20 protein-coding genes and 1 pseudogene are annotated in these 25,795 nt (G+C 60.3%); 11 read left to right on the top strand and 10 right to left on the bottom strand.

Annotated features, from left to right (window positions below; translation table 11 throughout):
* Position 1: 1 nt before the first annotated feature.
* Together prpF and prpD are read left to right on the top strand one after the other, a co-directional pair.
* Positions 2-1,192 carry a 2-methylaconitate cis-trans isomerase PrpF gene (gene prpF, locus C4J84_RS18590; RefSeq protein WP_124435914.1) on the top strand — a complete coding sequence of 397 codons (1,191 nt, stop codon included), beginning with the start codon at positions 2-4 and terminating at the stop codon, positions 1,190-1,192.
* Positions 1,193-1,391: 199 nt separating this feature from the next.
* Positions 1,392-2,876, top strand: a complete 1,485-nt coding sequence (prpD, locus tag C4J84_RS18585) for a 2-methylcitrate dehydratase (RefSeq protein ID WP_124435913.1) — start codon at positions 1,392-1,394, stop codon at positions 2,874-2,876.
* A gap of 147 nt (positions 2,877-3,023) precedes the next feature.
* Here the strand turns inward: prpD and C4J84_RS18580 are convergent, their stop codons facing one another.
* The 5 genes and pseudogenes from C4J84_RS18580 to C4J84_RS18560 form a co-directional block, all read right to left on the bottom strand.
* Complete coding sequence (locus C4J84_RS18580) at positions 3,024-3,755, bottom strand: alanyl-tRNA editing protein (protein ID WP_124367965.1); 732 nt, start codon at positions 3,753-3,755, stop codon at positions 3,024-3,026.
* Positions 3,756-3,757: 2 nt separating this feature from the next.
* Positions 3,758-4,749, bottom strand: a pseudogene (locus tag C4J84_RS18575) (serine O-acetyltransferase).
* A gap of 37 nt (positions 4,750-4,786) precedes the next feature.
* The gene (locus C4J84_RS18570; RefSeq protein ID WP_124435912.1) at positions 4,787-5,701 is read right to left on the bottom strand and encodes a PLP-dependent cysteine synthase family protein; all 915 of its coding nucleotides are present in this window, start codon (positions 5,699-5,701) and stop codon (positions 4,787-4,789) included.
* A 14-nt stretch (positions 5,702-5,715) separates the two neighbouring features.
* Positions 5,716-7,578, bottom strand: coding sequence for a molybdopterin-synthase adenylyltransferase MoeB (moeB, locus tag C4J84_RS18565; protein ID WP_124435911.1), 1,863 nt, complete (start codon positions 7,576-7,578; stop codon positions 5,716-5,718).
* Positions 7,579-7,613: 35 nt separating this feature from the next.
* Positions 7,614-8,507: a DMT family transporter gene (locus C4J84_RS18560; protein WP_164487798.1), complete on the bottom strand. Its 894-nt coding sequence runs from the start codon at positions 8,505-8,507 to the stop codon at positions 7,614-7,616.
* Between the two features lie 160 nt (positions 8,508-8,667).
* Between C4J84_RS18560 and C4J84_RS18555 the strand changes: the two genes are divergently transcribed.
* On the top strand, positions 8,668-10,092 hold the full coding sequence (locus tag C4J84_RS18555) for a PLP-dependent aminotransferase family protein (protein WP_124363937.1): 1,425 nt from the start codon (positions 8,668-8,670) through the stop codon (positions 10,090-10,092).
* A gap of 111 nt (positions 10,093-10,203) precedes the next feature.
* Here C4J84_RS18555 and C4J84_RS18550 read toward each other — a convergent pair whose 3' ends face one another.
* A complete protein-coding gene (locus tag C4J84_RS18550; RefSeq protein ID WP_003193298.1) occupies positions 10,204-11,022 on the bottom strand; it encodes a pyruvate, water dikinase regulatory protein in 819 nt (272 codons plus the stop codon).
* A 178-nt stretch (positions 11,023-11,200) separates the two neighbouring features.
* Here C4J84_RS18550 and ppsA point away from each other — a divergent pair, with 178 nt between their 5' ends.
* The 8 genes from ppsA (at position 11,201) to C4J84_RS18510 (ending at position 19,338) form a co-directional block, all read left to right on the top strand.
* A complete protein-coding gene (gene ppsA / locus C4J84_RS18545; protein WP_124363936.1) occupies positions 11,201-13,576 on the top strand; it encodes a phosphoenolpyruvate synthase in 2,376 nt (791 codons plus the stop codon).
* Positions 13,577-13,682: 106 nt separating this feature from the next.
* Positions 13,683-14,672: an alpha/beta fold hydrolase gene (locus tag C4J84_RS18540; protein ID WP_124435910.1), complete on the top strand. Its 990-nt coding sequence runs from the start codon at positions 13,683-13,685 to the stop codon at positions 14,670-14,672.
* 230 nt (positions 14,673-14,902) lie between these two features.
* Complete coding sequence (gene rraA / locus C4J84_RS18535) at positions 14,903-15,394, top strand: ribonuclease E activity regulator RraA (protein WP_124436340.1); 492 nt, start codon at positions 14,903-14,905, stop codon at positions 15,392-15,394.
* A 23-nt stretch (positions 15,395-15,417) separates the two neighbouring features.
* A complete protein-coding gene (locus C4J84_RS18530; RefSeq protein ID WP_124415324.1) occupies positions 15,418-16,413 on the top strand; it encodes a zinc transporter ZntB in 996 nt (331 codons plus the stop codon).
* Positions 16,414-16,499: 86 nt separating this feature from the next.
* A complete protein-coding gene (locus C4J84_RS18525) occupies positions 16,500-16,745 on the top strand; it encodes a hypothetical protein (protein ID WP_003230316.1) in 246 nt (81 codons plus the stop codon).
* Positions 16,746-16,747: 2 nt separating this feature from the next.
* Complete coding sequence (locus C4J84_RS18520) at positions 16,748-17,572, top strand: mechanosensitive ion channel domain-containing protein (protein WP_003193288.1); 825 nt, start codon at positions 16,748-16,750, stop codon at positions 17,570-17,572.
* Between the two features lie 87 nt (positions 17,573-17,659).
* Positions 17,660-18,250: an RNA polymerase sigma factor SigX gene (gene sigX / locus C4J84_RS18515; protein ID WP_003193286.1), complete on the top strand. Its 591-nt coding sequence runs from the start codon at positions 17,660-17,662 to the stop codon at positions 18,248-18,250.
* Positions 18,251-18,357: 107 nt separating this feature from the next.
* Positions 18,358-19,338 (top strand): OmpA family protein, encoded by a 981-nt coding sequence (locus C4J84_RS18510; RefSeq protein ID WP_124371519.1) that lies wholly within the window; start codon positions 18,358-18,360, stop codon positions 19,336-19,338.
* Positions 19,339-19,398: 60 nt separating this feature from the next.
* Here the strand turns inward: C4J84_RS18510 and cobA are convergent, their stop codons facing one another.
* From cobA to nirB, 4 genes are read right to left on the bottom strand one after another with little or no spacing between them, the layout of a single operon-like run.
* Entirely contained in the window at positions 19,399-20,142 is a 744-nt protein-coding gene (cobA, locus tag C4J84_RS18505) for a uroporphyrinogen-III C-methyltransferase (protein ID WP_124371518.1), read from the bottom strand.
* Between the two features lie 9 nt (positions 20,143-20,151).
* Positions 20,152-22,860, bottom strand: a complete 2,709-nt coding sequence (locus C4J84_RS18500) for a nitrate reductase (RefSeq protein ID WP_124435909.1) — start codon at positions 22,858-22,860, stop codon at positions 20,152-20,154.
* Positions 22,860-23,177: a nitrite reductase small subunit NirD gene (gene nirD / locus C4J84_RS18495; RefSeq protein WP_057721197.1), complete on the bottom strand. Its 318-nt coding sequence runs from the start codon at positions 23,175-23,177 to the stop codon at positions 22,860-22,862. The genes C4J84_RS18500 and nirD overlap by 1 nt, the downstream gene beginning before the upstream one ends.
* The gene (gene nirB / locus C4J84_RS18490; RefSeq protein ID WP_124435908.1) at positions 23,174-25,627 is read right to left on the bottom strand and encodes a nitrite reductase large subunit NirB; all 2,454 of its coding nucleotides are present in this window, start codon (positions 25,625-25,627) and stop codon (positions 23,174-23,176) included. Before nirB ends, nirD begins: the two co-directional genes overlap by 4 nt.
* Positions 25,628-25,795 lie beyond the last annotated feature (168 nt).

Here is a 25,795-nt window from a genome sequence, read left to right as displayed (position 1 = left end):
CATGGCACACGTAGCGCAAATCAAGATCCCCGCCACCTATATGCGGGGCGGCACCAGCAAGGGAGTTTTCTTCAGCCTCAATGACCTCCCGCCCTCGGCGCAGGTACCGGGCGCTGCCCGCGACGCCTTGCTGTTGCGGGTGATCGGCAGCCCCGACCCCTATGACAAGCAAATCGATGGCATGGGCGGCGCCACGTCCAGCACCAGCAAAACCGTGATCCTGGCCAAAAGCACGCGTGCCGGGCACGACGTGGACTACCTGTTCGGCCAGGTGTCCATCGACAAGCCGTTTGTCGACTGGAGTGGCAACTGCGGCAACCTCTCGGCGGCGGTTGGTTCGTTCGCCATCAGCGCCGGCCTGGTCGACCCAGGCCGTGTGCCCCACAACGGCGTGGCCGTGGTGCGCATATGGCAAGCCAATATCGGCAAGACCATCATCGCCCATGTGCCGATCACCGACGGCGCTGTGCAGGAAACCGGTGATTTTGAACTGGATGGCGTGACCTTTCCGGCTGCCGAAGTGCAGCTGGAATTCATCGACCCGGCGGCGGAAGAAGAGGGCGGTGGTGGCTCGATGTTCCCCACCGGCAACCTGATCGATGAGCTGGAAGTGCCCGGCGTCGGCACCTTCAAGGCCACCCTGATCAACGCCGGCATCCCGACGATTTTTATCAATGCTCAAGATTTAGGCTACACCGGCACTGAGTTGCAAGGCGCGGTCAACAGTGACCCGAAAGCCCTGGCGATGTTCGAGACCGTGCGTGCCTATGGCGCGTTGCGCATGGGCCTGATCAAGCATCTGGACGAAGCAGCCCTGCGCCAGCACACGCCGAAACTGGCGTTTGTGGCCAAGCCTGCGGATTACGTGGCGTCCAGCGGCAAGGCGATCAAGGCCAGCGATGTGGATTTGCTGGTGCGGGCGTTGTCCATGGGCAAATTGCACCACGCAATGATGGGCACGGCGGCGGTGGCGATCGGCACGGCGGCGGCGATTTCCGGCACCCTGGTCAACCAGGCGGCCGGTGGCGTGGAACGCAATGCCGTGCGCTTCGGGCATCCGTCGGGCACCTTGCGCGTGGGTGCCGAGGCGACGCAAGTGAACGGTGAATGGGTGGTGAAGAAAGCCATCATGAGCCGCAGTGCGCGGGTGTTGATGGAGGGGTTTGTGCGTATTCCCGGTGACTCATTCTAAAACTCGGCACTGAGCTTTATGTGGGAGGGGGCTTGCTCCCGATAGCGGTGTGCCAGTCGACACATTCATCAACTGACCCACCCCCATCGGGAGCAAGCCCCCTCCCACAAGGGATCTCTATTCCAAGGCAGGCATCCAAGATCTGTCTTCAATAACCGTAAGCCGAGGACTGACCCCAACCCCTTTTTGGAGAACTGCCATGAGCGCCAACGTCGACCAGAACAATCGCCCCGACTACGATCAGGTCCTGCAGGACATTGCCGACTATGTCCTCACCTACCGGATCGAGTCCGAGGCCGCACTGGACACCGCCCGCAACTGCCTGATGGACACCCTCGGTTGCGGCCTGCTGGCCTTGCGCTTCCCTGAGTGCACCAAGCACCTGGGGCCGCTCGTCGAGGGCACGGTGGTACCGTTCGGGGCACGGGTGCCGGGCACTTCGTTGCGGTTGGACCCGGTCAAGGCTGCCTGGGACATCGGCTGTATCGTGCGCTGGCTCGACTACAACGACACCTGGCTCGCGGCTGAATGGGGCCACCCTTCGGACAACCTGGGCGGCATCCTCGCCGTGGCCGATCACCTGTCGCAAAAACGCGTGGCCCATGGCGATGCACCGCTGAGCGTGCGCGCGGTGCTGGAAGCCATGATCATGGCGCACGAAATCCAGGGCGTGATTGCCCTGGAAAACGCCTTCAATCGCGTCGGCCTCGACCATGTGCTGCTGGTGAAAGTCGCCTCGACGGCAGTCACCGCCAAGCTGATGGGCGCCAACCGTGAGCAATTGCTCGCGGCCTTGTCCCATGCGTTTGTCGACGGGCAGGCGTTGCGCACTTACCGCCATGCGCCGAACGCCGGTTCGCGCAAATCCTGGGCGGCGGGCGATGCGTCGAGTCGCGGGGTGCGCCTGGCGGATATCGCATTGCGCGGCGAGATGGGTATCCCCGGCGTGCTGAGCGCGCCACAGTGGGGGTTCTACGACGTATTGTTCAGCCATACCAACAAGGATCTGGCCCTCAAACCTGTAGAGCAACGCAGGTTCAGCCTGTCCCAGCCCTACGGCACCTACGTGATGGAAAACGTGCTGTTCAAGATCAGCTTTCCCGCTGAATTCCATGCGCAGACGGCCTGCGAAGCGGCGGTGACCTTGCATCCATTGGTGAGGAACCGCCTGCATGCAATCGAGCGCATCGTGATCACCACCCACGAGTCGGCGATTCGCATCATTTCCAAGGTTGGCCCGTTGGCCAACGCGGCGGACCGCGACCATTGCCTGCAATACATGACCGCCGTGCCGTTGGCCTTCGGCGACTTGGTGGCCGAGCACTATGAGGATCAATTCCATGCCGCCCACCCGATCATCGATGAGCTGCGCGGGAAAATGGTGATCGTCGAAGACCCTCGTTACAGCCGCGAATATCTGCAGGCCGACAAGCGCTCCATCGCCAATGCGGTGCAGGTGTTCTTCATCGATGGCACCTGCACCGAGCAGGTGGCGGTGGAATATCCGATTGGCCATCGTCGTCGGCGGGAGGATGGAATCCCGCTGCTGGAAGACAAGTTCAAAGCCAACCTGGCGACGCGGTTTATCGCGCAGCGCAGTGCTGAAATCTTTGCGTTGTGCAAGGACCAGACACGGCTTGAGGCTACCCCAGTCAATCGTTTCATGGACCTGTTCATGATCTGAAAAACACCACACAACCCAATGTGGGAGGGGGCTTGCTCCCGATAGCGGTGGATCAGCCAATGAACCTGTTGACTGACACTCTGCAATCGGGAGCAAGCCCCCTCCCACATTGTTTTTGCATTGTTGCAACTGTCGAGTCAGGCTCAGTTATGACTCGAACCTGAGGATCACCCGACGGTTGTGCTTGCTCTTCTTCTCGATTTTCTCGCAGAACACCCGGCCGATTTCCTCGGTGTTGAGCACATGGGTGCCACCGCACGGCTGGATGTCGATGCCGGGAATTTCAATTACGCGTACCGAGCCTTGGATCACCGGCGGTGCTACCGCCTGGGTGCGGGTGATCTGCAGCAGAGTCGAATATTCCGTAGCAGGCATCGACAGGGTTTTCACCGCGTGGGCCTGTTCGATCAAGGCGTTAAGGTCGCGGGTAATGGTGTCTTTATCCAGGGTCATTTCCGGCAGGTCGAAATCCAGGCGTCCCTTGTCCGCGCTGATGCTGCAGCCCGTTACGGGCGCATCGATGATGGAACACAGCAAGTGCAGGCAAGTATGCATCTTCATATGCTGGTAGCGCCGCTCCCAATCCAGGCCGGCGTCCACCTGGACGCCAGCGGTCAGGTGCGCGGGGCACTGTTCCACCTGGTGCCAGATGATCGAGCGCAGCACCGGGTCGCGTACCGTGCCGGTGACTGCCACGCGGGTGCCATCGGCCAGGGTGAGGTGGCCAGTGTCACCCGGTTGCCCACCGCCGGTGGGGTAGAACAGCGTGTGCTCCAGGGCGACGCCATGCTCGCTGACCGCAATCACCCGGGCGCTGAAGGCGTTTTGATAAGGTGCGCTGTCGAACAGCGCCAGGGTTTCCATGGTATGCACGGACATGTTCAACCTCCGACGATCAGTGGGCTGGCCTGCAACAGGTGACGCACCATTGCACTCAAGCCAGGGGGGAGAGCAGGGTGATCTCGAACGCGGGGCCGCAGACTTTCAGATTCAGCGGCAGGCGCGGCAGTTGCTCGCCGGTATCGAGGCGGCGCAGGCGAAACTGCAGGTGATGACGCTCTTTCACCGTGGGTTCGAGCATCAGCCCTGGCAGCGGATGGAAGTCGGCGTCCAGCACCGTGACCTTATGGCCGGCATCCACCTCGCCGACGACATGCAGGCGCTCATCCAGGGCGAACGCGCCTAGGTAGCTGCTGTGATCCGATTCATCGTTTTTCTGCAGCTGGATCTGGTTGACCACCTTGACCTTGGTGCCCGCCGGTACGTCCTGGGTAATGACACAGGAGGGGCTGATAAACACGTTGTCGCCGATCTGCACATAGCCCAGCACCCGTGCCCCGGCGCCGACCTCGACATTGTTGCCCAGGCGTGGATGGCGCTTGCCGTCCGGGTTGTTGGCGATGCCGCGCGCGCCCAGGGTCACGCCGCAGAGGATGTAGCAGTCGTTACCGATCTCGCAGGTTTCGCCGATGACCGTGCCGTAGCCATGGTCCAGTACAAAGCGCCGGCCGATGCGCGCAGCTGGGTGAATCTCGGCCCCGGAGAGGATTTTGCCCTGGTTGCTGAGCTTGAGGGCGATGCGGGTAAAGACGCCGTGGACGGGCTCCGGGAAATTCCACACCAGGTGCGCAAGCCGGTAGAACAACACCGCCTTGAACGAGGCGTAGGATTCCAGGATCAATTCGCCGCGCCCGCGCGAGGCCGGGTCGCGATAGGCGTAGGCGATCAAGTCCTCGACCACCGCCTGGGCGGCAGTCTGGATCAGCGGCGCCAGGTGCGGTTCCAGTTGCTTCATCTGCGCAGGCGTCAGGGTTTGGATGAGGTGGGTCAGCAACTCATCGTGCAGCTGTTGCATGTCGATAAAGCCTCCCATGGAGGCACCCCCGCATTCTGGTTGGTTGGGTAACCGGTTATTCGAAACTGGGCAGGTAGCTGTCGGCATTGTCGTAGACCATGGTCAGCACCAACGTTTCGGGCGGCAGTTCCGGGGCGAGTTGGGCGATGGCGACCATGTTGGCGGCTGAGGACAGCCCCAGGCTGATGGCGTCGGTGCGCATGATGCGTTTGATCATTTCCAGGCACGCCGAGTGCGACACCTTGAGCATGCCGTCCAGTACGTCCAGGTTGAGAATGCTCGGGATCAGCCCAATCGACAGACCCTGGATGGCGTGCGAGGCGTGCTGGTCCTTGAGCAGGTCGCATTCCTCCGGCTCCACGCCCATCACGCGGATCGCCGGCCAGGCGGCCTTGAGGGTTTCGCCGATACCGGTGATATGCCCACCGGTGCCGATGCCGCTGACGAAGTAGTCCACACGCCGCTCACCGAAGGCGCGGATGATTTCCGGCGCGGTGGTGTCGCGGTGGGTTTGCGGGTTGGCGCCGTTGCGTTGCTGGTTGAGCATCACGTAGTTGGGGTTTTCCAACTGCAGCTCCATGCACTTTTCGCCGTGGGAATTGTTACCGAGGCGGCTGTCCGACAGCACCACCCGGGCACCGTACAGGCGCAGCAGCTTCTGTTTTTCGGGGCTGTAGTTGTCCGGAATCACCAGCACCACTTTGTAGCCAAGCACATTGCCCGCCATCACCAGGCCGATGCCGGTATTGCCACCGCTGGGTTCGATGATGGTCTGCCCTGAGTCGCGCATCAGCACGCCACGGCGTTCGGCGTCGAGGATCATGCCCAGGGCGATACGTGCCTTGTGGCTGCCGCCTGGGTTGAGGGATTCCAGCTTGGCGTAGACCTCGATGCCGAGGTCTTCGGAAAACTGCGCCAGACGTACGATCGGGGTGTGGCCGATCACCTCGAGAATGGAGTTATGCAGCATCAGTCGGCCCCCGATCAGTACAGCGGCATGTCGGGTTCGACGTCGCGCACCCAATGTTTCATGCCGCCCTGCAGCACTTTGGTATTGGCGAAGCCTGCTGCCAGCAAGGTGCTGGCGGCCTGCTCGGCACGCGTCCCGGCATAGCAGATCAGGTAATGGGTGTTGTCGCGGCTCAGGCTGTCGAGCTGTTCATCCAGCTCTGCCAGGGGGATGTGCACCACCCCCGGCAATTTGCACACTTCCAGTTCGCTGGCGTCACGCACGTCGAGCAAGACGTCGGCGCTGCGGTGGTTGTCGATCACTTGCTTGAGCACGCGGGGCTTGATGTAGCGTTCCTCGGCGAGGGACGGTTGGCTCGGCACCGCATCCGCGCACAGCGTCGGTGCGACGGCTTCGCTGTGGCGCCGTTCCGAGCAGCAGGGGCAGTCGGCACGGCGCTTGAAGCGGATCTCGCTGAATTTCATCGCCAGCGCATCGAAGCGCATCAAGCGGCCGGACAAGGGTTCACCAATACCGATGAGCAATTTGATCGCCTCGGTCGCCTGGATCATCCCGACCACCCCCGGCAGCACGCCGATCACCCCACCGGCGTTGCAATTGGGCGCCAGTTCCGCAGGCGGTGCACTGGGAAACAGGCAGCGGTAGCAAGGCCCACCTTTATAGTTGAGTACGCTGATTTGCCCGTCGAAACGGTAGATGGCGCCGTACACCAAGGGTTTGCCCAACTGTACACAGGCGTCATTGACCAGGTAGCGGGTCTCGAAATTGTCCGTGCCGTCGATCACCAGGTCATAGGCGCCCACCAGCTCCAAGGCGTTGTCGGCAGTGAGCGCGGTGTTGTGCGCGTTGATCTGGATGTGGCGGTTGAGGTCTTGCAGGCGTTGCTTGGCGGATTCCACCTTGGGCATGCCCAGGGTGCTGTTGCCATGCACGATCTGGCGTTGCAGGTTGCTGCTTTCCACCACGTCGAAGTCCACCAGCCCCAGGGTGCCGATGCCGGCCGCCGCCAGGTAAAGACTGATGGGCGAGCCCAGGCCACCGGTGCCGATGATCAGCACCTTGGCTTTTTTCAGGTTCAACTGACCTTCACGGCCGACGCCGGGCAGGGTGATATGGCGGACGTAGCGTTGCACTTCTTCATTGCTCAGGGTATCGACGTCGATGCCGCCGGAGGTGGCGAGCAGCACTTCGATCCGGGCCTTCGCCGGCAAGCTGTCGTCAGCGTCGATCAGCTCCTCCTCGGCGGTGAACAGGAAGTGTTCCTTGAGCTGGTTGTTCTTCTCGTGAAACAGGTGCTGGCGCAACTGTGGGTGACTGTTGCAGAGGTTTTCAATGACTTCGCGCAATGTCGATCCGGCGCCCTCGAGGGTCGATTCCGGCAGCTTGGCCACGCGAACCAGAATGTCAGGGAAAGAGACAGCGTTCATGGACAACTCCGTGTGCAGGTCGTTGAAAGGTTGAAGGGCGAAATGCTTGCCATCCCAGGCAAACAGCTTTGACCCCAGGGCCTGGCCTTGGCGAACATCCACCACCAGGTAACTGACGGGATAGATCGGCTCGCCCAGGAACAGCGCCTTGTCCTGGTCTTCATCGCTGAAATAGGCACCGACATCCGGGTGCGAGTGGTAGATCACCACCACCGGGTTGTCGCTGCGAAACGCTTTGTTCATCAACAAGGTGTCGGCGACTGAAAAGGTGTAGCCGCTGGCCGCGCTGCGCGGGTACATCTGCGGGTTCTTGCGGTGCAACTCATTCTGGATATTGCTGCCCAGGTACACACTGCCATCGGCGAAGATGAAGCCACAGCATTCCTCGGGATAGCTGCCGCTTGCGTGGGCGTAGATCTGTTCCAGGGCTTCGGGGCGCAGGACGTCCATGTTTCTCTCGCGTCGCTGGGTGGGGGGTGGGGTGCTCAATTTTTCTTGGCCAGCAGTTTTTCGATCGGCAACTTGGTGATCGCAAAACCGGCCAGCAGGATCGCCGAGTACAGCATCAGGTCACGGGAAATTTCCACGCCTTCGTACCAGGCGCCGATGATCACCGCGAACACCGGAAAAATGATGAACACGAAGGACAAGATGATCGGGCTCAGGCGCTTGAGCAGCATGAAATACACAATGAAGCCGCCCACCGACGCCACCAGCCCGAGGTAGAACAGCGCGCTCCAGGAGCGCAGGGTGATGTCGTCGAAGGTCGGGGTCTCGAACCACAGGCCGGCCACGAACAGCATCAGCCCGGCAATGCCGATGGGCAGGGTGTTGTAGGTGATGACACTGATGGCGCTGCCTTTTTGCTTGGTAATCACGTAGCACAACGCGTGCATGATCGCGGCGGTCAGAATCGCCAATACGCCGAAAAACTCGGCGTGGTCCAGGTGCAGGCCCTGGCTCTTGATGATCATGTAGAGGCTGGCGAACCCGATGCCGATGCCGACCACCTGGGAGAGGTAGATGCGCTCACGCAGGAACAGCGCGGAGAAGATCAGGATGAACACCGGCATGCAGCTGAACAGCAGGGCGGTCAGGCCGGACGAGACATGCATCTCGCCGTAGTTGAGCAGGTAATAGGGAATGCTGAAGTAGGACAGGGTCACGAACACGAAGAACCAGCGGCTTTCTCGCGGAAACAGAATCGGCTCGCGGCGCACCATGGCAAAACACAGGAACAACGGGAAGGCGATCAGGAAGCGCAGGCCCGCAGAGGTCAGTGGCGGCACGCTTTCCACTGCGATCTTGATGCCCAGCCAGGTGGTGCCCCAGCTCAGGCACACGATCAGGAACATGACGCTCGTGATCAGGCCGGCCAGCCACTGTTTCTGGGTTTTGGTTTTTGCGGTGTTTTCAAGAACGGCGGACATTGGCATCGTTTATTGCTTCCCTGAGCCGGAATTGAACTCTATATTGAACTTGTTATAAGTGATTCAATCCGGTGATTGAACCCGCAAAAGCACACTATTAGGGCGAATGATGACTGTCAAAACAAATATTGACATGGTGTCAATTATGCGTGAGGGGTTGTCCAACGGTCAGGGCGTGAAGTACAAGCGCCTGTCCGATGTCATGGAAAGGGGCATCCTTGAAGGCACGATTGAACCGGGAAGAAAACTGCCGCCCCATCGGGTGCTTTCCGACAATCTGGGTGTCACCATCGGCACCATCAGCCGGGCCTACGGTGAGCTGGAGCGGTTAGGGTTGGTGGTGGCGCGTGTGGGTGACGGCACATTCGTGCGCAAGCGTGGGATGGAGCGCCAGCGTGATGAGGGCTTTCGCAATTTCAGCGAGGAGCCACGCCAGTACTTCGATATGAGCCGCAACATGCACATTCCCGGGCAGGAAACGGTGTTTCTCGCCCAGAGCTTCCAGACCCTGTCGACCAACGGCAAATTCCTCCAGGACATCAGCGCCTACACCCCGGACGCAGGCCTGCCGCGCTACCGTGAGGCCGGTGCGCAATGGCTGGTGCAACGCGACTTCCATCCGATTCCCGAGCAGGTCATCTGCGTCAATGGCGGCCAGCACGGCCTGCTCTGCGCGATGATGGCGTTGCTGCGCGCCGGCGACACGGTGGTCACCGAGCAACTGACTTACCCAGGGCTGATCACTGCGGCGCGTATGCTGGGTGTGCGGCTGATCGGGCTGGAAATGGACGAAGAAGGTGTGTTGCCGGGCGCACTGGATGAAGTCTGTCGTAATCACCGGGTTTCGGCGCTGTACTGCACACCGACCATCCAGAATCCTACGACGGCGGTGTTATCGGTGGCGCGCCGGGAGGCCTTGGTCAAAGTCTGTCGCGAACACAATCTGCTGATTCTCGAGGACGAGGCCCATGGCGTTTTGGTGGAAGACCGCCCGCCACCGTTGAGCGCCTTTGCGCCCGAGCGGACGATTTTGATCAGCAGCCTGAGCAAAGCGGTATCGGCTGGGCTGCGCGTCGGCTACGTGCATGCGCCGCCGGCGCTGGTCAGTCGGGTGTCGGCGGCGTTGCGTTCGACCTGCTGGATGGCCACCCCGGTGACCCTGGAGTTGGCGACCCAGTGGATCGAAAACGGCACGGCCGAATACCTGCTGCGCCAGCAGATCAACGAGATCAGCCGGCGCAAGGCGTTGGTCGAAGGCTTATTGAATGGACTGGCCTACCGTACTCACCTCAACAGCCCACACTTCTGGATCGAAGTGCCTGAACCCTGGCGCGCGTCGGAAATCGAGGCGGAGCTCAAACAGAACAATTACCTGATCGCGACCGCCGAGGCGTTCGCGGTGGGACAGACCGCAGTGCCGCAGTTCATCCGGGCGAGTATCTGTAATACGTCGGGGGATGATCAGCTGTTGCGCGAGGGCTTCGATGCGCTGGCGACCGCGCTGGGGCAGGGTGGCGGCAGGTTTCATCTGTAAGCCTGATGTACACCGGCCACCATGTGGGAGGGGGCTTGCCCCCGATGGCGCTGGATCAGCCGGTTAATTCGCCAACTGACACACCTCCGTCAAGAGCAAACCTCCCAAAGGCTACTTGAACCGTCGCTCCACACCTTTCTCCACCAGAATCTTCGCGGAAATCTCTTCCACCGAAAAATGCGTGGAATTGATGTGCGCAATATTCTCGCGCCGGAACAGATTTTCCACTTCACGCACTTCAAATTCGCATTGGGCGTAGCTGGAATAGCGGCTGTTGGGCTTGCGTTCGTTGCGGATGGCGGTCAGCCGGTCCGGGTCGATGGTCAGGCCGAACAGCTTGTGGGAGTGCGCACGCAGCGCGGCTGGCAGCGTCAGATGTTCCATGTCGTCTTCGGTCAGCGGGTAGTTGGCCGCGCGGATACCGAATTGCATGGCCATGTACAGGCAGGTGGGTGTCTTGCCGCAGCGCGATACGCCGACGAGGATCAGATCGGCCTTGTCGTAGTAGTGCGTGCGGGCGCCGTCATCGTTGTCGAGGGCGAAGTTCACCGCCTCGATCCGCTCCATATAGTTGGAGTTATGCCCAATGGAATGGGACTTTCCGACGGAGTAAGAGGAATGTTCGCTCAGCTCCTGTTCCAATGGCGCCAGGAACGTGGAGAAAATGTCGATCATGAAACCATTCGACGTTGCGAGAATCTCACGAATGTCTTGATTGACGATGGTGTCGAAAATGATCGGGCGAAAACCGTCTTTTTCAGCCGCCAGATTGATTTGTTGTACCATGGCCCGCGCTTTGTCCACGCTGTCTATATAAGGCCGTGTGAATTTGGCGAAGGTAATGTTTTCGAACTGCGCGAGCAGGCTCTGGCCTAGTGTTTCGGCCGTGATGCCGGTGCCATCGGAAATAAAGAAAGCAGATCGTTTCATTTGAGCCCTGGGCCTTAAGCTGATGGCGAATCTTGGATATGATAGGCGCGATTTTGCCGTCCCGCAGTGGGCCGCATTCTCACTTATTTTCCAGGTCCAGGCCACAAGCGCTGGCGTTCGCTCCTACTGAGCAAGCCGCGTCCTGAGCTTTTCCAACACAGAAAGTGGAGAGATCACCTTGGTAGAGTACGTAGTTTCCCTCGATAAGCTCGGCGTCCATGATGTAGAGCATGTGGGGGGCAAGAACGCATCCCTCGGCGAGATGATCAGTAATCTTGCAGGCGCCGGTGTCTCGGTGCCGGGTGGTTTTGCCACCACGGCCCAGGCTTACCGTGATTTCCTCGAGCTGAGCGGCCTCAACGCCCAGATCCACGCCGCGCTGGACGCCCTGGACGTCGATGACGTCAACGCCCTGGCCAAAACCGGCAGCCAGATCCGCCAATGGATCATGGACGCCGAGTTCCCCGAGAAGCTCAACGAAGAGATCCGCACCGCCTTCGCCACCTTGTCCGCCGGTAACCCGGATATGGCCGTCGCCGTGCGCTCCTCGGCCACCGCCGAAGACTTGCCGGACGCCTCGTTCGCCGGTCAGCAAGAGACCTTCCTCAACATCCGCGGCGTGGAAAACGTGATCCGCGCGGCCAAGGAAGTGTTTGCCTCGCTGTTCAACGACCGCGCCATTTCCTACCGCGTGCACCAGGGTTTCGACCACAAGCTGGTGGCCTTGTCTGCCGGTGTGCAGCGCATGGTGCGTTCCGAAACCGGCACCGCCGGCGTGATGTTCACCCTCGATACCGAATCGGGCTTCCGTGACGTGGTATTCATCACCGGCGCCTACGGCCTGGGCGAAACCGTCGTACAAGGCGCGGTGAACCCGGATGAATTCTACGTGCACAAGCACACCCTCGAGGCCGGCCGCCCGGCTATCCTGCGCCGCAACCTGGGCAGCAAGGCGATCAAGATGATCTACGGCGACGAGGCCAAGGCCGGTCGTTCCGTTAAAACAGTGGACGTCGACAAGGCCGAGCGCGCGCGTTTCTGCCTCTCCGACGCTGAAGTCAGCGAATTGGCCAAGCAAGCGATGATCATCGAGAAGCACTATAAGTGCCCGATGGACATCGAATGGGCCAAAGACGGTGACGACGGCAAGCTGTACATCGTGCAGGCCCGTCCCGAGACCGTTAAGAGCCGCACGTCGGCTAACGTCATGGAACGTTACCTGCTGAAAGAAACCGGCACGGTGCTGGTGGAAGGCCGCGCCATTGGCCAGCGCATCGGCGCCGGCAAGGTGCGGATCATCAAGGACGTGTCCGAGATGGACAAAGTCCAGCCGGGTGACGTGCTGGTCTCCGACATGACCGACCCGGACTGGGAACCGGTGATGAAACGCGCCAGCGCCATCGTCACCAACCGTGGCGGGCGCACATGCCACGCGGCGATTATCGCCCGTGAGCTGGGCATTCCTGCGGTCGTCGGTTGCGGCAACGCCACCCAGCTGTTGAAAGATGGCCAGGGTGTGACCGTGTCCTGCGCCGAAGGCGACACCGGTTTCATCTTCGAAGGCGAGCTGGGCTTCGACATCAAGCAGAACTCCATCGACGCCATGCCGGACCTGCCGTTCAAGATCATGATGAACGTCGGCAACCCGGACCGCGCCTTCGACTTCGCGCAGTTGCCGAACGCCGGTGTGGGCCTGGCCCGCCTGGAGTTCATCATCAACCGCATGATCGGCGTGCACCCCAAGGCCCTGTTGAACTACGACGGCCTGCCGCTGGACATCAAGGAAAGCGTCGACAAGCGCATCGCCGGCTACAACGACCCGGTGGGCTTCTATGTCGAGAAGCTGGTGGAAGGCATCAGCACCCTGGCGGCGGCGTTCTACCCGAAAAAGGTCATCGTGCGCCTGTCGGACTTCAAGTCCAACGAATACGCGAACCTGATCGGCGGCAAGCTCTACGAGCCGGAAGAAGAAAACCCGATGCTGGGCTTCCGTGGCGCCTCGCGTTATATCAGCGAAGCGTTCCGTGACTGCTTCGAACTCGAATGCCGCGCCCTCAAGCGTGTACGCAACGAAATGGGGCTGACCAACGTCGAAATCATGGTGCCGTTCGTGCGCACCCTGGGCGAGGCGAGCCAGGTGGTCGACCTGCTGGCTGAAAATGGTTTGACGCGTGGTGAGAACGGCCTGCGGGTCATCATGATGTGCGAGCTGCCGTCCAACGCCATCCTGGCCGAGGAGTTCCTGGAATTCTTCGACGGTTTCTCCATCGGCTCCAACGACCTGACCCAGCTGACCCTGGGCCTGGACCGCGACTCCGGAATCATCGCTCACCTGTTCGACGAGCGAAATCCTGCGGTCAAGAAGCTGCTGGCCAACGCCATCCAGGCGTGTAACAAAGCCGGCAAGTACATCGGTATCTGCGGTCAGGGCCCTTCCGATCACCCTGACCTGGCCAAGTGGCTGATGGAACAGGGCATCGAAAGCGTCTCGCTGAACCCCGACTCCGTGCTGGAAACCTGGTTCTTCCTCGCCGAAGGCCAAGCGCCCGCTTAACATCGCTACGTCAAAAGTGCCGGTCACCCGTTGAGGGTGACCGGCATTCTTATCTGTACAGGGCGGAACTCCTACCGGACGCCGCCCTTTTTTGTGCAAGAAGATTATGCAAAGCAGCAGCAACCTGTTTCCCGTCGCCTTGATCAGCGCTGAGCGTCGTGGCGACCTGAGTGAAGATGTGTACCGCCTCAAACCCGGTAACAGCCCCGACGGTACCGTCGAGCTGGCGGTTACCCGTCTGGGCCTGGCCGATGTCCAGGAAAACCGGGGCACGCCGGTTATTTTCTTGCATAGCAGTTTTTCCAATCGGCGCTTCTGGTATTCGCCCAAGGGCATCGGTTTGGGGGCTCACCTGGCACGCCAGGGGTTTGATGTATGGATCCCGGAAATGCGCGGCCATGGCCTGTCCAAGCGCAACCACGACTACGCCCGCAACCGTGTCGCCGATTACGCGCGTTACGATTTGCCGGCCATTGGTGCGTTCGTGCACGAGCAAAGCGGGCAGGCTGCGCACTGGGTCGGCCACTCCCTCGGCGCCACCACGTTGGTTGCCGCGCTGGGCGGGCAATACCTGAGCGCGCAGTGGGTGGCTTCGGTGGCGATCTTTGGCTGCCAGGTCAGCCGCACCCATTGGCCGTTGAAAATTCCACCGGTGGAATGGGGCGGTCGATTGATTTTGAAGCGTCTTGCCCAAGTGTCCGGCCCACGATTCAAACGCGGGCCCGAGGATGAGCCGGCCGGTGTGATGATCGAAGCCATGCGATGGAATGGCCTGTTCGGCCGCTTTGGCGACGCCGAGCGTGACTGGTGGAAAGGCCTGGCAGAAGTCGACGTGCCGCTGTTGGCGGTCAGCGCGGCAGGCGACCGGCAAGATCCGGACTGGGCGTGTCGCAAGCTGTTCGAGCAAGTCGGCAGCGAGCATCGCCAATACCTGTGTCTGGGGCGTCGGCAGGGTTTCAGCGAGGATTTCGGGCATGTACAAATGCTGGTCAGCAAAGCCGCACAGGCCGAAGTGTGGCCGTTGGTGGAACGTTGGTTGAAAGACCCGTTGACACCTTTGTTCGGCACTCGGCCCGAGGTGGTTGCGGTGGTTTGACGAAGCGCTCTACCGAGGGCGTTTCACTCTTGAGTGGTTGCGGCTAAGATATGACGCCTCAGGCGCTTCTGGTCATATTCAGTCGCGTAACGGTCATTGCGTTACACGCAGGTGAGTCTGATCATGGCCGCCATTAGCGGCCATGCCCTTAAAGAATGCCTGTTGCAAGACGTTTTTCTGATGTACACCCTGGGATGTCCGACCTCATTTTTGACGACTGGAGTTTCTCGATGAACCATTACGTGACCCCCGACCTGTGCGACGCGTACCCGGAGCTGGTACAGGTGGTCGAGCCGATGTTCAGCAACTTCGGTGGCCGAGATTCCTTCGGCGGCGAAATTGTCACCATCAAGTGCTTCGAAGATAACTCCCTGGTTAAGGAACAGGCCGAGCAGCCCGGCACCGGCAAGGTGTTGGTGGTCGATGGCGGTGGTTCGCTGCGGCGTGCTTTGCTGGGTGACCTGATCGCCGAGAAAGCCGCGAGAAACGGCTGGGAAGGCATGGTGATCTACGGGTGTATCCGCGACGTCGATGTGATTGCCCAGACCGATCTGGGCGTGCAGGCCCTGGCTTCCCATCCGATGAAAACCGACAAGCGCGGCCTTGGCGACCTGAACGTGGTGGTGACCTTTGCGGGCGTGACGTTCCGCCCGGGCGAATACGTGTATGCCGATAACAACGGTGTGATCGTCTCGCCCAGCCCACTGAAAATGCCTGAATAACGCAGTAGCCGAAAGGGGTGAGGATGTTCGAGGAAGAAAACGCGCAATGGGGGCTGGTGCATGCCCTGGTGCTGGACGGTAAAGGCGGTGCGCGTTCGATTGCCCGGACTGAGCTTGATGCGTTGCAACTGCAGCCTCAGGAGAGCCTGTGGCTGCATTGGGACCGCAGCCACCCTCAAACCCAGACCTGGCTGCGCAAATCCAGCGGTTTGAGCGAGTTTGCGTGTGACCTCCTGCTGGAAGAAAACACCCGCCCACGGCTGCTGCCGTTGCCGGATGCCGAACTGCTGCTGTTTTTGCGTGGGATCAATCTCAACCCCGGCGCGGAACCGGAGGACATGGTTTCGGTACGTATCTTCGCAGCGGCAAGTCGTGTGATTTCCCTGCGTTTGCGCCCGCTGCGCGCCACTGATGAGCTGTTGGTGCAACTGGCCGAGGGTAAGGGGCCAAGAACTGCGTCTGAACTCATCCTTTATATGGCGCAGTACCTGACCAACAAAGTGCAGGATCTGGTCACCGGGCTGTCCGAAATTGTCGATTCCGAGGAAGAAAAACTCGATGCCGACGAACGGTATACCCCGGAGCACGGTAGCGTCTTGCAGATCCGTCGGCGAGCGGCCGGGCTCAAGCGTTTTCTGGCGCCGCAACGGGATATTTTCGCGCAACTGACGCGGATCAAACTGGCATGGTTTTGTGACGACGACGCCGACTACTGGAACGAATTGCACAACAGCCTGACCCGTTACCTGGAAGAGCTCGAATTGGCCAGGGAGCGCGTGGGGCTTGTGCTTGAGGCCGAAGACCGGCGCTTGAGCCTGCGCATGAACCGCACGATGTACCGTTTCGGAATCATCACCGGCATCTTCTTGCCGATGAGTTTTTTGACCGGCCTGCTGGGCATCAATGTGGGGGGGATACCGTTTTCCAGCAGCCCCTACGGATTCATGATTGCCTGCCTGCTGATGGTCTGCGTGGCCCTGGGGCAATGGTGGTTGTTTCGACGGTTGCGCTGGGTTTGAACTGAATATGAGCTGAACGTAGGAAAGGGCCGATGTGACCCGATGAATTTTACCCTCGTCTTTTAAATCACTTGCGAGAGGTCTCTATGCACGATCCGTTCGAACAGTCTTTGCGTGACATGCTCAATGCTTCGCCATCCAACCGTGATGACGACGCTTGCCTGGGTCGCGTACTGAAAACCGCCAACCGTCAGGTAGGGGCGGGTGACCTGTTCGGTCTGCTCGGGCGCTGGGTGCCGGCATTGATGATGGCCCTGAACAACGGTTCGGCCCATGTGTCACCGGTTTCCCGTGGTAAACCTCTTGCTCGCACTGCTGATAAGGCTGATTGAATATGGAACTTGATCTCTGGACCCAGAGCCTGGTCACCGCGATGACCGCATTGTGGACCAAGGTGGCGAATTTCATTCCCAACCTGTTTGGTGCCCTGGTCCTGGTATTGCTGGGCTTTGTCGTGGCCAAGTTGCTCGACACCCTGCTGTCCAAATTGCTCGCCAAACTCGGGCTGGATCGCCTGATGGCCGGCACCGGCCTGACCAAGCTGCTGGGCCGCGCCGGGCTGCAAGTGCCGATCTCTACGCTGATCGGCAAGATCGTTTATTGGTTCGTTCTACTGATTTTTCTGGTTTCTGCGGCTCAGTCCCTTGGACTTGAGCGAGTTTCAGCTACGCTCGACATGCTGGCACTGTATTTGCCGAAAGTTTTCGGCGGCGCGCTGGTGTTGCTGGTCGGTGTTTTGCTCGCGCAATTGGCCAATGGCCTGGTGCGCGGAGCCGCTGAAGGCGTCGGGCTGGACTACGCGGCAGGCCTGGGGCGAATTGCCCAGGGGCTGGTGATCATCATCAGCATTTCCGTCGCGATCAGCCAGCTGGAGGTCAAGACTGACCTGCTGAACCACGTTATTGTGATTGTTTTGATTACCGTTGGTCTGGCCGTTGCGCTGGCCATGGGGTTGGGAAGCCGGGAAATTGCCGGTCAGATTCTTGCGGGAATCTATGTGCGTGAGCTATATCAAGTTGGGCAACAGGTGCGTGTGGGCGAGGTCGAAGGGCAAATCGAGGAGATCGGCACAGTCAAGACGACCGTGCTGACCGATGACGGAGAACTGGTGTCGCTGTCCAACCGGATTCTCCTGGAGCAGCAGGTCAGTAGCCGCTAAACCGGCAAACCCTGCTAATGTACGCCGCCGCGAACCCGGCTGACCGGGTTGCAGCGGACATTGACCTGACTGCCGGCACGACTTGTTTTGAATAAAGCCCAAACGCTGTCCACGCGCTATGACCCCCGTGAGCTCTCTGATGAGGAGTTGGTCGCGCGTTCGCACACGGAGCTGTTTCACGTAACACGCGCGTACGAAGAATTGATGCGCAGGTATCAACGCACTCTGTTCAACGTTTGTTCAAGGTATTTGGGGAACGATAGAGATGCGGATGATGTCTGTCAGGAAGTGATGCTCAAGGTGCTGTACGGCCTGAAGAACTTCGAGGGCAAATCGAAGTTCAAGACCTGGCTCTACAGCATCACCTACAACGAGTGCATCACGCAGTATCGGAAGGAACGGCGAAAGCGTCGCTTGATGGACGCTTTGAGTCTGGACCCCCTTGAGGAGGCGTCTGAGGAAAAGGCGCCGGCACCCGAGGAAAAGGGCGGGCTTGATCGCTGGCTGGTGCATGTGAACCCGATTGACCGTGAAATTCTGGTGCTACGTTTCGTCGCAGAATTGGAATTTCAGGAAATCGCTGACATCATGCATATGGGCTTGAGTGCTACAAAAATGCGTTACAAACGTGCTCTTGATAAATTACGTGAGAAATTTGCGGGCGAGACTGAAACTTAGTGCGTAGCAAATATCTCTTACGTGTAGGCAAGTTCTGTTAGACTTGTCGCCGAGTTGTCCCCCGGTTTGTGGGACTGCTTTACAATCACCAGATGGGGATTTAACGGATGAAACTGAAAAACACCTTGGGCTTGGCCATTGGTTCTCTTATTGCCGCTACTTCTTTCGGCGTTCTGGCACAAGGCCAAGGCGCAGTTGAAGGCGAGCTGTTCTACAAGAAGCAGTACAACGATAGCGTCAAGCACATCGAAGACGGCTTCAATCCTGGCGCTCGCATCGGTTACTTCTTGACCGACGACCTGTCCTTGAACCTGTCCTACGACAAGACTAACCACACCCGTTCGAACGACGGTACTGGTAGCCAGAAGATCAAAGGTGATACCGGCAGCCTGGTTGCCCAATATCACTTCGGTCAAGCTGGCGTTGACAGCCTGCGTCCATACGTTGAAGGCGGTTTCGGCCACCAGAGCCGTGGCAACGTAAAAGCTGACGGTCACAGCGGTCGCGACCAGACTACTTTCGCTACCATCGGTACCGGCGTGAAGTACTACTTCACCAACAACCTGTACGCTCGTGCTGGTGTTGAAGCTGACTACGGTCTGGACAACGGCAAGTGGGACTACTCCGCACTGGTTGGCCTGGGCGTGAACTTCGGCGGTAACGCTGGCGCAGCAGCTCCAGCTCCTACCCCAGCACCAGCTCCAGAGCCAGTTCCAGAGCCAGAAGCTCCGGTTGCTCAGGTTGTTCGTGTTGAGCTGGACGTTAAGTTCGACTTCGACAAGTCGGTTGTTAAGCCTAACAGCTACGGCGACGTCAAAAACCTGGCCGACTTCATGGCTCAGTACCCAGATACCAACGTAGAAGTTGCTGGTCACACTGACTCCGTAGGTCCAGACGCTTACAACCAGAAGCTGTCCCAGCGTCGTGCTGACGCTGTTAAGCAAGTCCTGGTTAAAGATGGCGTAGCTCCTAGCCGCATCACTTCCGTAGGTTACGGCGAATCCCGCCCAGTTGCTGACAACGCAACTGAAGCTGGTCGCGCTGTTAACCGTCGCGTAGAAGCAGCGGTTGAAGCTCAAGCTAAGTAATTAGCCGAGCTTCACAAAAAGCCCGGCTTAGGCCGGGCTTTTTTTCGCCTGTGATTTGCCTCAGGCGCTGGCGGCTGCTGCGGCGCAAGCCATCTGGGCTGCGCTGGCAACACGGCCAATCACCAGGATTGCCGGGCTCTTCAGCGCAAACGCCTGCGCGTCTTCATGCATGGCGGCGAGGTCGCTACGGCATTCGCGCTGTTCGGGCAACGAAGCATTTTCGATCATCGCCACCGGCATATCCGCAGCCATGCCACCTTCCAGCAACTGTTGCCGAATCTCTTCCAGCTTGGCGACGCCCATATACACCACCAGCGTCGTGCCCCCCTCGGCCAGTGCGCGCCAATTCAGGCTGCTGTCGTCCTGGGTATGCGCCGTGACCAGCGTCACGCCACGGCTTACACCGCGCAACGTCAACGGGATATCGCAATTCGTCGCTCCGGCCAGCCCGGAGGTGATGCCATTGACTAACTCCACCTCGACTCCACGTTCGCGCAGCCAGGTTGCCTCTTCGCCACCCCGGCCGAAAATGCACGGGTCGCCACCTTTAAGCCGCACCACGCACTTACCCTGGCGCGCGTAACGCAGCATCAGGCGGTGAATAAAATCCTGCGGCGTGGAACGACAGCCGCCACGCTTGCCGACGGTGATCACGCGCGCATCGGCGCAGTGCTCCAGCACGGCCGCGTTGACCAGATCGTCGATCAACACCACGTCGGCTTCATGCAGGGCCCTTACCGCTTTGAGGGTGAGCAATTCCGGATCACCGGGCCCGGCGCCTACCAGCCAAACTTTTGCGCTCATGTTGTTACCTCACAGACTGATTGCGATTGGCTGCGGGCTGGCGGCCAAAAGACGTTTGATTTCCGGCACGCAGGAGCCGCACTGCGTGCCGCACCCCAGTTCTTGTTTGAGCCCATTCAGGTCCAGGCCACGGGCGATCCCGGCGCAAACTGTGTTTTCGCTGACATTTATGCAGTTGCACAGGACCTTGCTGCTGGCTGCGGCACCCCCCGGTGGCGCGCTTAACGGCGCCAATAGCCAGCGGCGTAATTGATCGTCGGTGCGGCCTTCCAGCCAGAGGCTCTGCAGCCAATGGCGGGCGAGGGTTTCGCCGGCCAGGCGCAACGCGGTAATGCGGCCTTTTTCGATTTTCACCCGTTTACCGATGGAACGGCGCGGGTCGTCATACGCCATCACCGGGCCGTCATTGAGCCCCAGTAACTGATCAATGCGGTTCAGCAACTGCAGGTCTGGCGCCTCGGTATGGGCTGCACGCACCAGCAACGCGGGACGCTCACGTCCGGACAGGCTCAGGCTGACGTAGGCAAAACCCTCACAGAGCGGGCGCAGGGCTTCGAAATGTCGCTGCACATCGCCCTCAATCAGCGCAAACAGCTGCCACGGCAGTTGCACCGCTTCCAGGCGCACACCGCTGTGTTTGAGTTCCGGCTGTTTCGACAACGGGTCGCACGCCGGCTGGGTCAGCACGTTGACGCCGCCTTTGAGAAAACGGTCGCCCCAATGCATGGGCAGGAACGCCTGGCCGGGGCGCACGCTGTCATCGCTGGTGACCGCGACGATGACATTGCCTCGACGGCTTTTCAGGCTGACCAGGTCGCCTTCTTTGAAGCGGTGACGGCGCAACTCGTCCGGGTGCAGGCTCAACAGCGCTTCGCTGACATGCCCGAACAACTGCGCTGCCGTGCCGGTACGGCTCATGCCGTGCCATTGGTCGCGCAGGCGGCCGGTGATCAGGGTCAAGGGGAAGCGTGCGTCACGCTGCTCCTTGGCGGCGCGGTAAGAGTCGGCGACAAACTGCGCACGGCCATTAGCGGTGGGGAAAATGCCATCCACGTAGAGGCGCGGCGTTCCGGCTTGTGCACCCCTGGGAAACGGCCACTGTTGCGGACCGAGCCGGTCCAGCAGGGCATGGCTGATGCCTGACAAATCCAGGTCGCGGTCCTGCGTCAGCAGCTTGAACTCGTCAAAAATCTGCGCCGGTTGCTCAAAGGCAAACAGGCTGCTCAGGCCCGGCCGCAGACGACGCTCCAGGCGTCGGGCGAAATCCACCGTAATCGCCCAATCCGGCCACGCTTCTCCCGGTGCGCTGATGGCGCGTCGCACGTGGGAAATACGCCGTTCGGAGTTGGTCACCGTGCCTTCTTTTTCACCCCAGCTGGCGGCGGGCAACAGCAGGTCGGCGTAGGCGGCGGTCTCGGTGGTTCGAAACGCTTCCTGCAATACCACAAACGGACATGTCGCCAAGGCTGCACGCACGGCATTCTGGTCCGGCAATGATTGGGCGGGGTTGGTGCAGGCGATCCACAACGCTTTGATCTTGCCCGCCTGCACCTGCTCGAACAGTTCGATGGCCGTGAGGCCGGTGCTAGCGGGCAGTTGATCGACGCCCCAATAAGCGGCGACTTCTGCGCGATGTTCGGGGTTGGCGGCGTCGCGATGCCCAGGCAGCAAATTCGACAAGCTGCCGGTCTCGCGCCCGCCCATGGCATTGGGTTGGCCGGTCAGGGAAAACGGCCCGCAGCCTGGCCGGCCAATCGTACCGGTGGCCAGGTGCAGGTTGATCAGCGCGCTGTTTTTTGCACTGCCCGCAGTAGATTGGTTCAACCCCATGCACCACAGCGACAAAAAGCTACTGGAGGTGCCCACCCACTGTGCGCACAGGCGCAACTGTTCGACGCTGATTCCGCACAGTTGCGTGACCATCTGCGGCGTGTAGTCATGCACCAGGCGTTTCAGCTCGACCAGGCCGTCGGTATGCGCCTGGATAAAATCGCGGTCGATCCAGTCTTCCCACAGCAGCAGATGCAAAATCCCATGGAACAGCGCGACGTCGGTCCCCGGCAGGATCGCCAGGTGCAGGTCAGCCAGTTCGCACGTGTCTGTGCGCCGTGGGTCGATCACCACGACTTTCATCTGTGGGCGGCGCGCCTTGGCTTCTTCCAAACGTCGGAACAACACTGGATGAGCGTAGGCCATGTTACTGCCGACGATCATCACGCAGTCGCTGGTGTCCAGGTCTTCATAGCTGCAGGGCGGGGCATCGGCGCCCAGGCTGCGCTTGTATCCAACGACGGCCGAGGACATGCACAGCCGCGAGTTGCTGTCGATATTGTTGGTGCCGACCAGGGCACGCGCCAGTTTGTTGAAGCTGTAGTAGTCCTCGGTCAGCAATTGCCCGGAGATGTAGAAGGCCACGCTGTCCGGACCGTGCGCGGCGATGGTCTCGGCAAATACCGTGGCCGCATGTTCCAGGGCGGTATCCCAATCGGTACGGGCGCGGGCCAGGTCTTTGCCCAAGCGCAACTCCGGGTACAAGGCGCGGGCGTCGAGGTCACCGGTCAGATGCAGGCTGGCGCCCTTGCTGCACAGCTTGCCGAAGTTGGCCGGGTGGTCCGGATCGCCTTGCACGCCGAGGATCCGGGTGCCGTCATGCTCAATCAGCACGCCGCAGCCCACGCCGCAATAACAGCAGGTGGATGCGGTAACCTGGCGGTCCATCACCCTGCGTCCCGCAGGGCCAGCATCACTCGGCCGTTTTCCACGCGGGCGAGGTGATGATGGGCGCAACCGATATCCGGCGCCTGGGCTTCGCCGGACGCCAGGTCGATCTGCCAATTGTGTAGCGGGCAGGCCACGCGCTTGCCATAGATCAAACCTTGGGACAGTGGCCCGCCTTTGTGCGGACAACGGTCATCGAGTGCGAAGACTTCATCGTCGCTGGTGCGAAAAATCGCAATGTCGCCCTTGGGCCCGTTGATGATGCGCGAGCCCAATGCGTTGATTTCTTCCAGAGCGCAGATATCCAGCCAGTTCATGCTGGCACCTCCAATTGCTTGACCGGGATGACGTCGAATTCCTTTTTCAGCAGCGGCTGTTCCAGGCGTTCTTTCCAGGGGTCTTGCTCGAATGACAGCGAAAACTGCAGGCGCTCGTTGAGGGTCTGACGCCGGGCCGGGTCTTCGAGCACGGCTTTCTTGATGTGCTCCATGCCCACCCGTTGCAGGTAATGCACGGTGCGCTCCAGGTAGAAGGCTTCTTCGCGGTACAACTGCAGGAATGCGCCGTTGTATTCGCGCACTTCTTCGGCGGTCTTGAGCTTGACGAAAAACTCCGCGACTTCGGTTTTGATCCCGCCGTTGCCGCCGATATACATCTCCCAGCCCGAGTCCACGCCGATGATTCCCACGTCCTTGATGCCCGCTTCCGAACAATTGCGTGGGCAACCGGACACCGCCAGCTTGACCTTATGCGGCGACCACATATTGAACAGGTCATGCTCCAGTTCGATGCCCAGTTGCGTGGAGTTTTGCGTACCAAAGCGGCAGAACTCGCTGCCCACGCAGGTCTTCACGGTACGGATGGATTTGCCGTAGGCATGCCCGGACGGCATGTCGAGGTCTTTCCAGACGCCGGGCAAGTCCTGCTTCTTGATGCCGAGCAAATCGATGCGCTGGCCGCCGGTCACCTTGACCATCGGCACGTTGTACTTGTCGGCCACATCGGCGATACGGCGCAGCTCCGACGGATTGGTCACGCCGCCCCACATGCGTGGGACGACGGAATAGGTGCCGTCTTTCTGGATGTTGGCGTGGGCGCGCTCGTTGATCAGGCGCGACTGCGGGTCGTCCTTGGCTTCGCCCGGCCAGGTGGAAATCAGGTAGTAGTTCAGCGCCGGGCGGCAGGTGGCGCAACCGTTGGGCGTGCGCCAGTTCAGGTAGCTCATGGTGCCGGCGATGGTCAGCAGGTGCTGGTCGCGAATGGCCTGGCGGATTTGCCCGTGGTTGAGGTCGCTGCAACCGCAGATGGCTTTTTCGCTCTTGGGTTTGACGTCGGCGGCGCCGCCCACGGTGTTGATCAGGATCTGCTCCACCAGCCCCGCGCAAGACCCGCACGAGCTGGCAGCCTTGGTGTGCTTTTTCACCTCATCGACGCTGAACAGCCCTTGTTCCTGGATCGCCTTGACGATGGTGCCCTTGCACACGCCATTGCAGCCGCAGACCTCGGCATTGTCGGCCATGCTCATGGCTTTGTCCTGGCCCTGATGGCCTACATCGCCCAGTGCATTTTCGCCAAACATCAAATGGTCACGGATCTCGCCAATCGCGTGGTTCTCACGGATCTGGCGGAAATACCAACCGCCATCGGCGGTATCGCCGTACAGGCAGGCGCCGACCAGGATGTCGTCCTTGATCACCAGTTTTTTGTACACGCCGCCGATGGGGTCGGAGAGGGTGATGGTTTCAGTGCCTTCGCCGCCCATGAAGTCTCCGGCGGAGAACAGGTCGATGCCGGTGACTTTCAGCTTGGTGGAGGTGACCGAACCTTTGTAGGTGGCGAAACCCAGCTGGGCGAGATGGTTGGCGCAGACCTTGGCCTGTTCGAACAGCGGCGCCACCAGGCCGTAGGCAATCCCACGGTGGCTGGCGCATTCGCCGATGGCGTAGATGCGCGGGTCGTAGGTTTGCATCGTATCGTTGACCAGAATCCCACGGTTGCAGGGGATGCCGGACTTTTCCGCAAGTTCGGTGTTGGGGCGGATACCAGCGGCCATCACCACCAGGTCGGCGGGAATGATGTCGCCATTTTTGAACTGCACCGAGCCGACCCGGCCGTTGCCGGCATCGTGCAAGGCCTGGGTCTGTTCGCACAGGCGGAACACCAGGCCGCGGCTTTCCAGCTCGGTTTGCAGCAGTTGGCCGCTGGTTTTGTCCAGCTGCCGTTCCAGCAGCCATTCACCGATGTGCACCACGGTCACCTGCATGCCGCGCAGCATCAAGCCGTTGGCGGCCTCAAGGCCCAGCAGCCCACCACCGATGACCACGGCGTGCTTGTGGGTCTTGGCGGTGTCGATCATGGCCTGGGTGTCGGCAATATCGCGGTAGCCGATCACGCCCTGCAAGGTATTACCGGGAATGGGCAGGATAAACGGGGTGGAACCGGTGGCGATCAGCAGGCGATCGTATTCGGCTTCGGTACCGTCTTCGGCGATGACCCGGCGTTTCACTCGATCGATCTGCACCACCTTGCGGTTGAGCAGCAGCTTGACGTTGTTATCGAGGTACCAGTCCAGGTCGTTGAGCACGATCTCTTCGAAGGTCTGCTCGCCGGCCAGTACCGGCGACAGCAGGATGCGGTTGTAGTTGGTGTGGGGCTCGGCGCCGAACACGGTGATGTCATAGATGTCGCTGCTGAGCTTGAGCAGTTCTTCCAAGGTGCGAACCCCGGCCATGCCGTTGCCGATCATCACCAGTTTGAGTTTTTTCATGTCGCTCTCCGACCAATCACGCGCAAACAAAAAAAGGCGTCCCCGCTAGTTACCTAGCGAGGACGCCTTTGTCCTGGTCCCGTTCTCTCGGGAAGCTCGGCCCTTCGACGTTGAAGGAGCGGCTATATGTGGGTTGTTGGGATAGCTAATGCAGCAGCTGTGCCAAGT

The organism is Pseudomonas sp. R11-23-07, from assembly GCF_003852295.1.
Classification (GTDB): domain Bacteria; phylum Pseudomonadota; class Gammaproteobacteria; order Pseudomonadales; family Pseudomonadaceae; genus Aquipseudomonas.
This window is presented reverse-complemented; position numbering and strand designations above follow the sequence as displayed.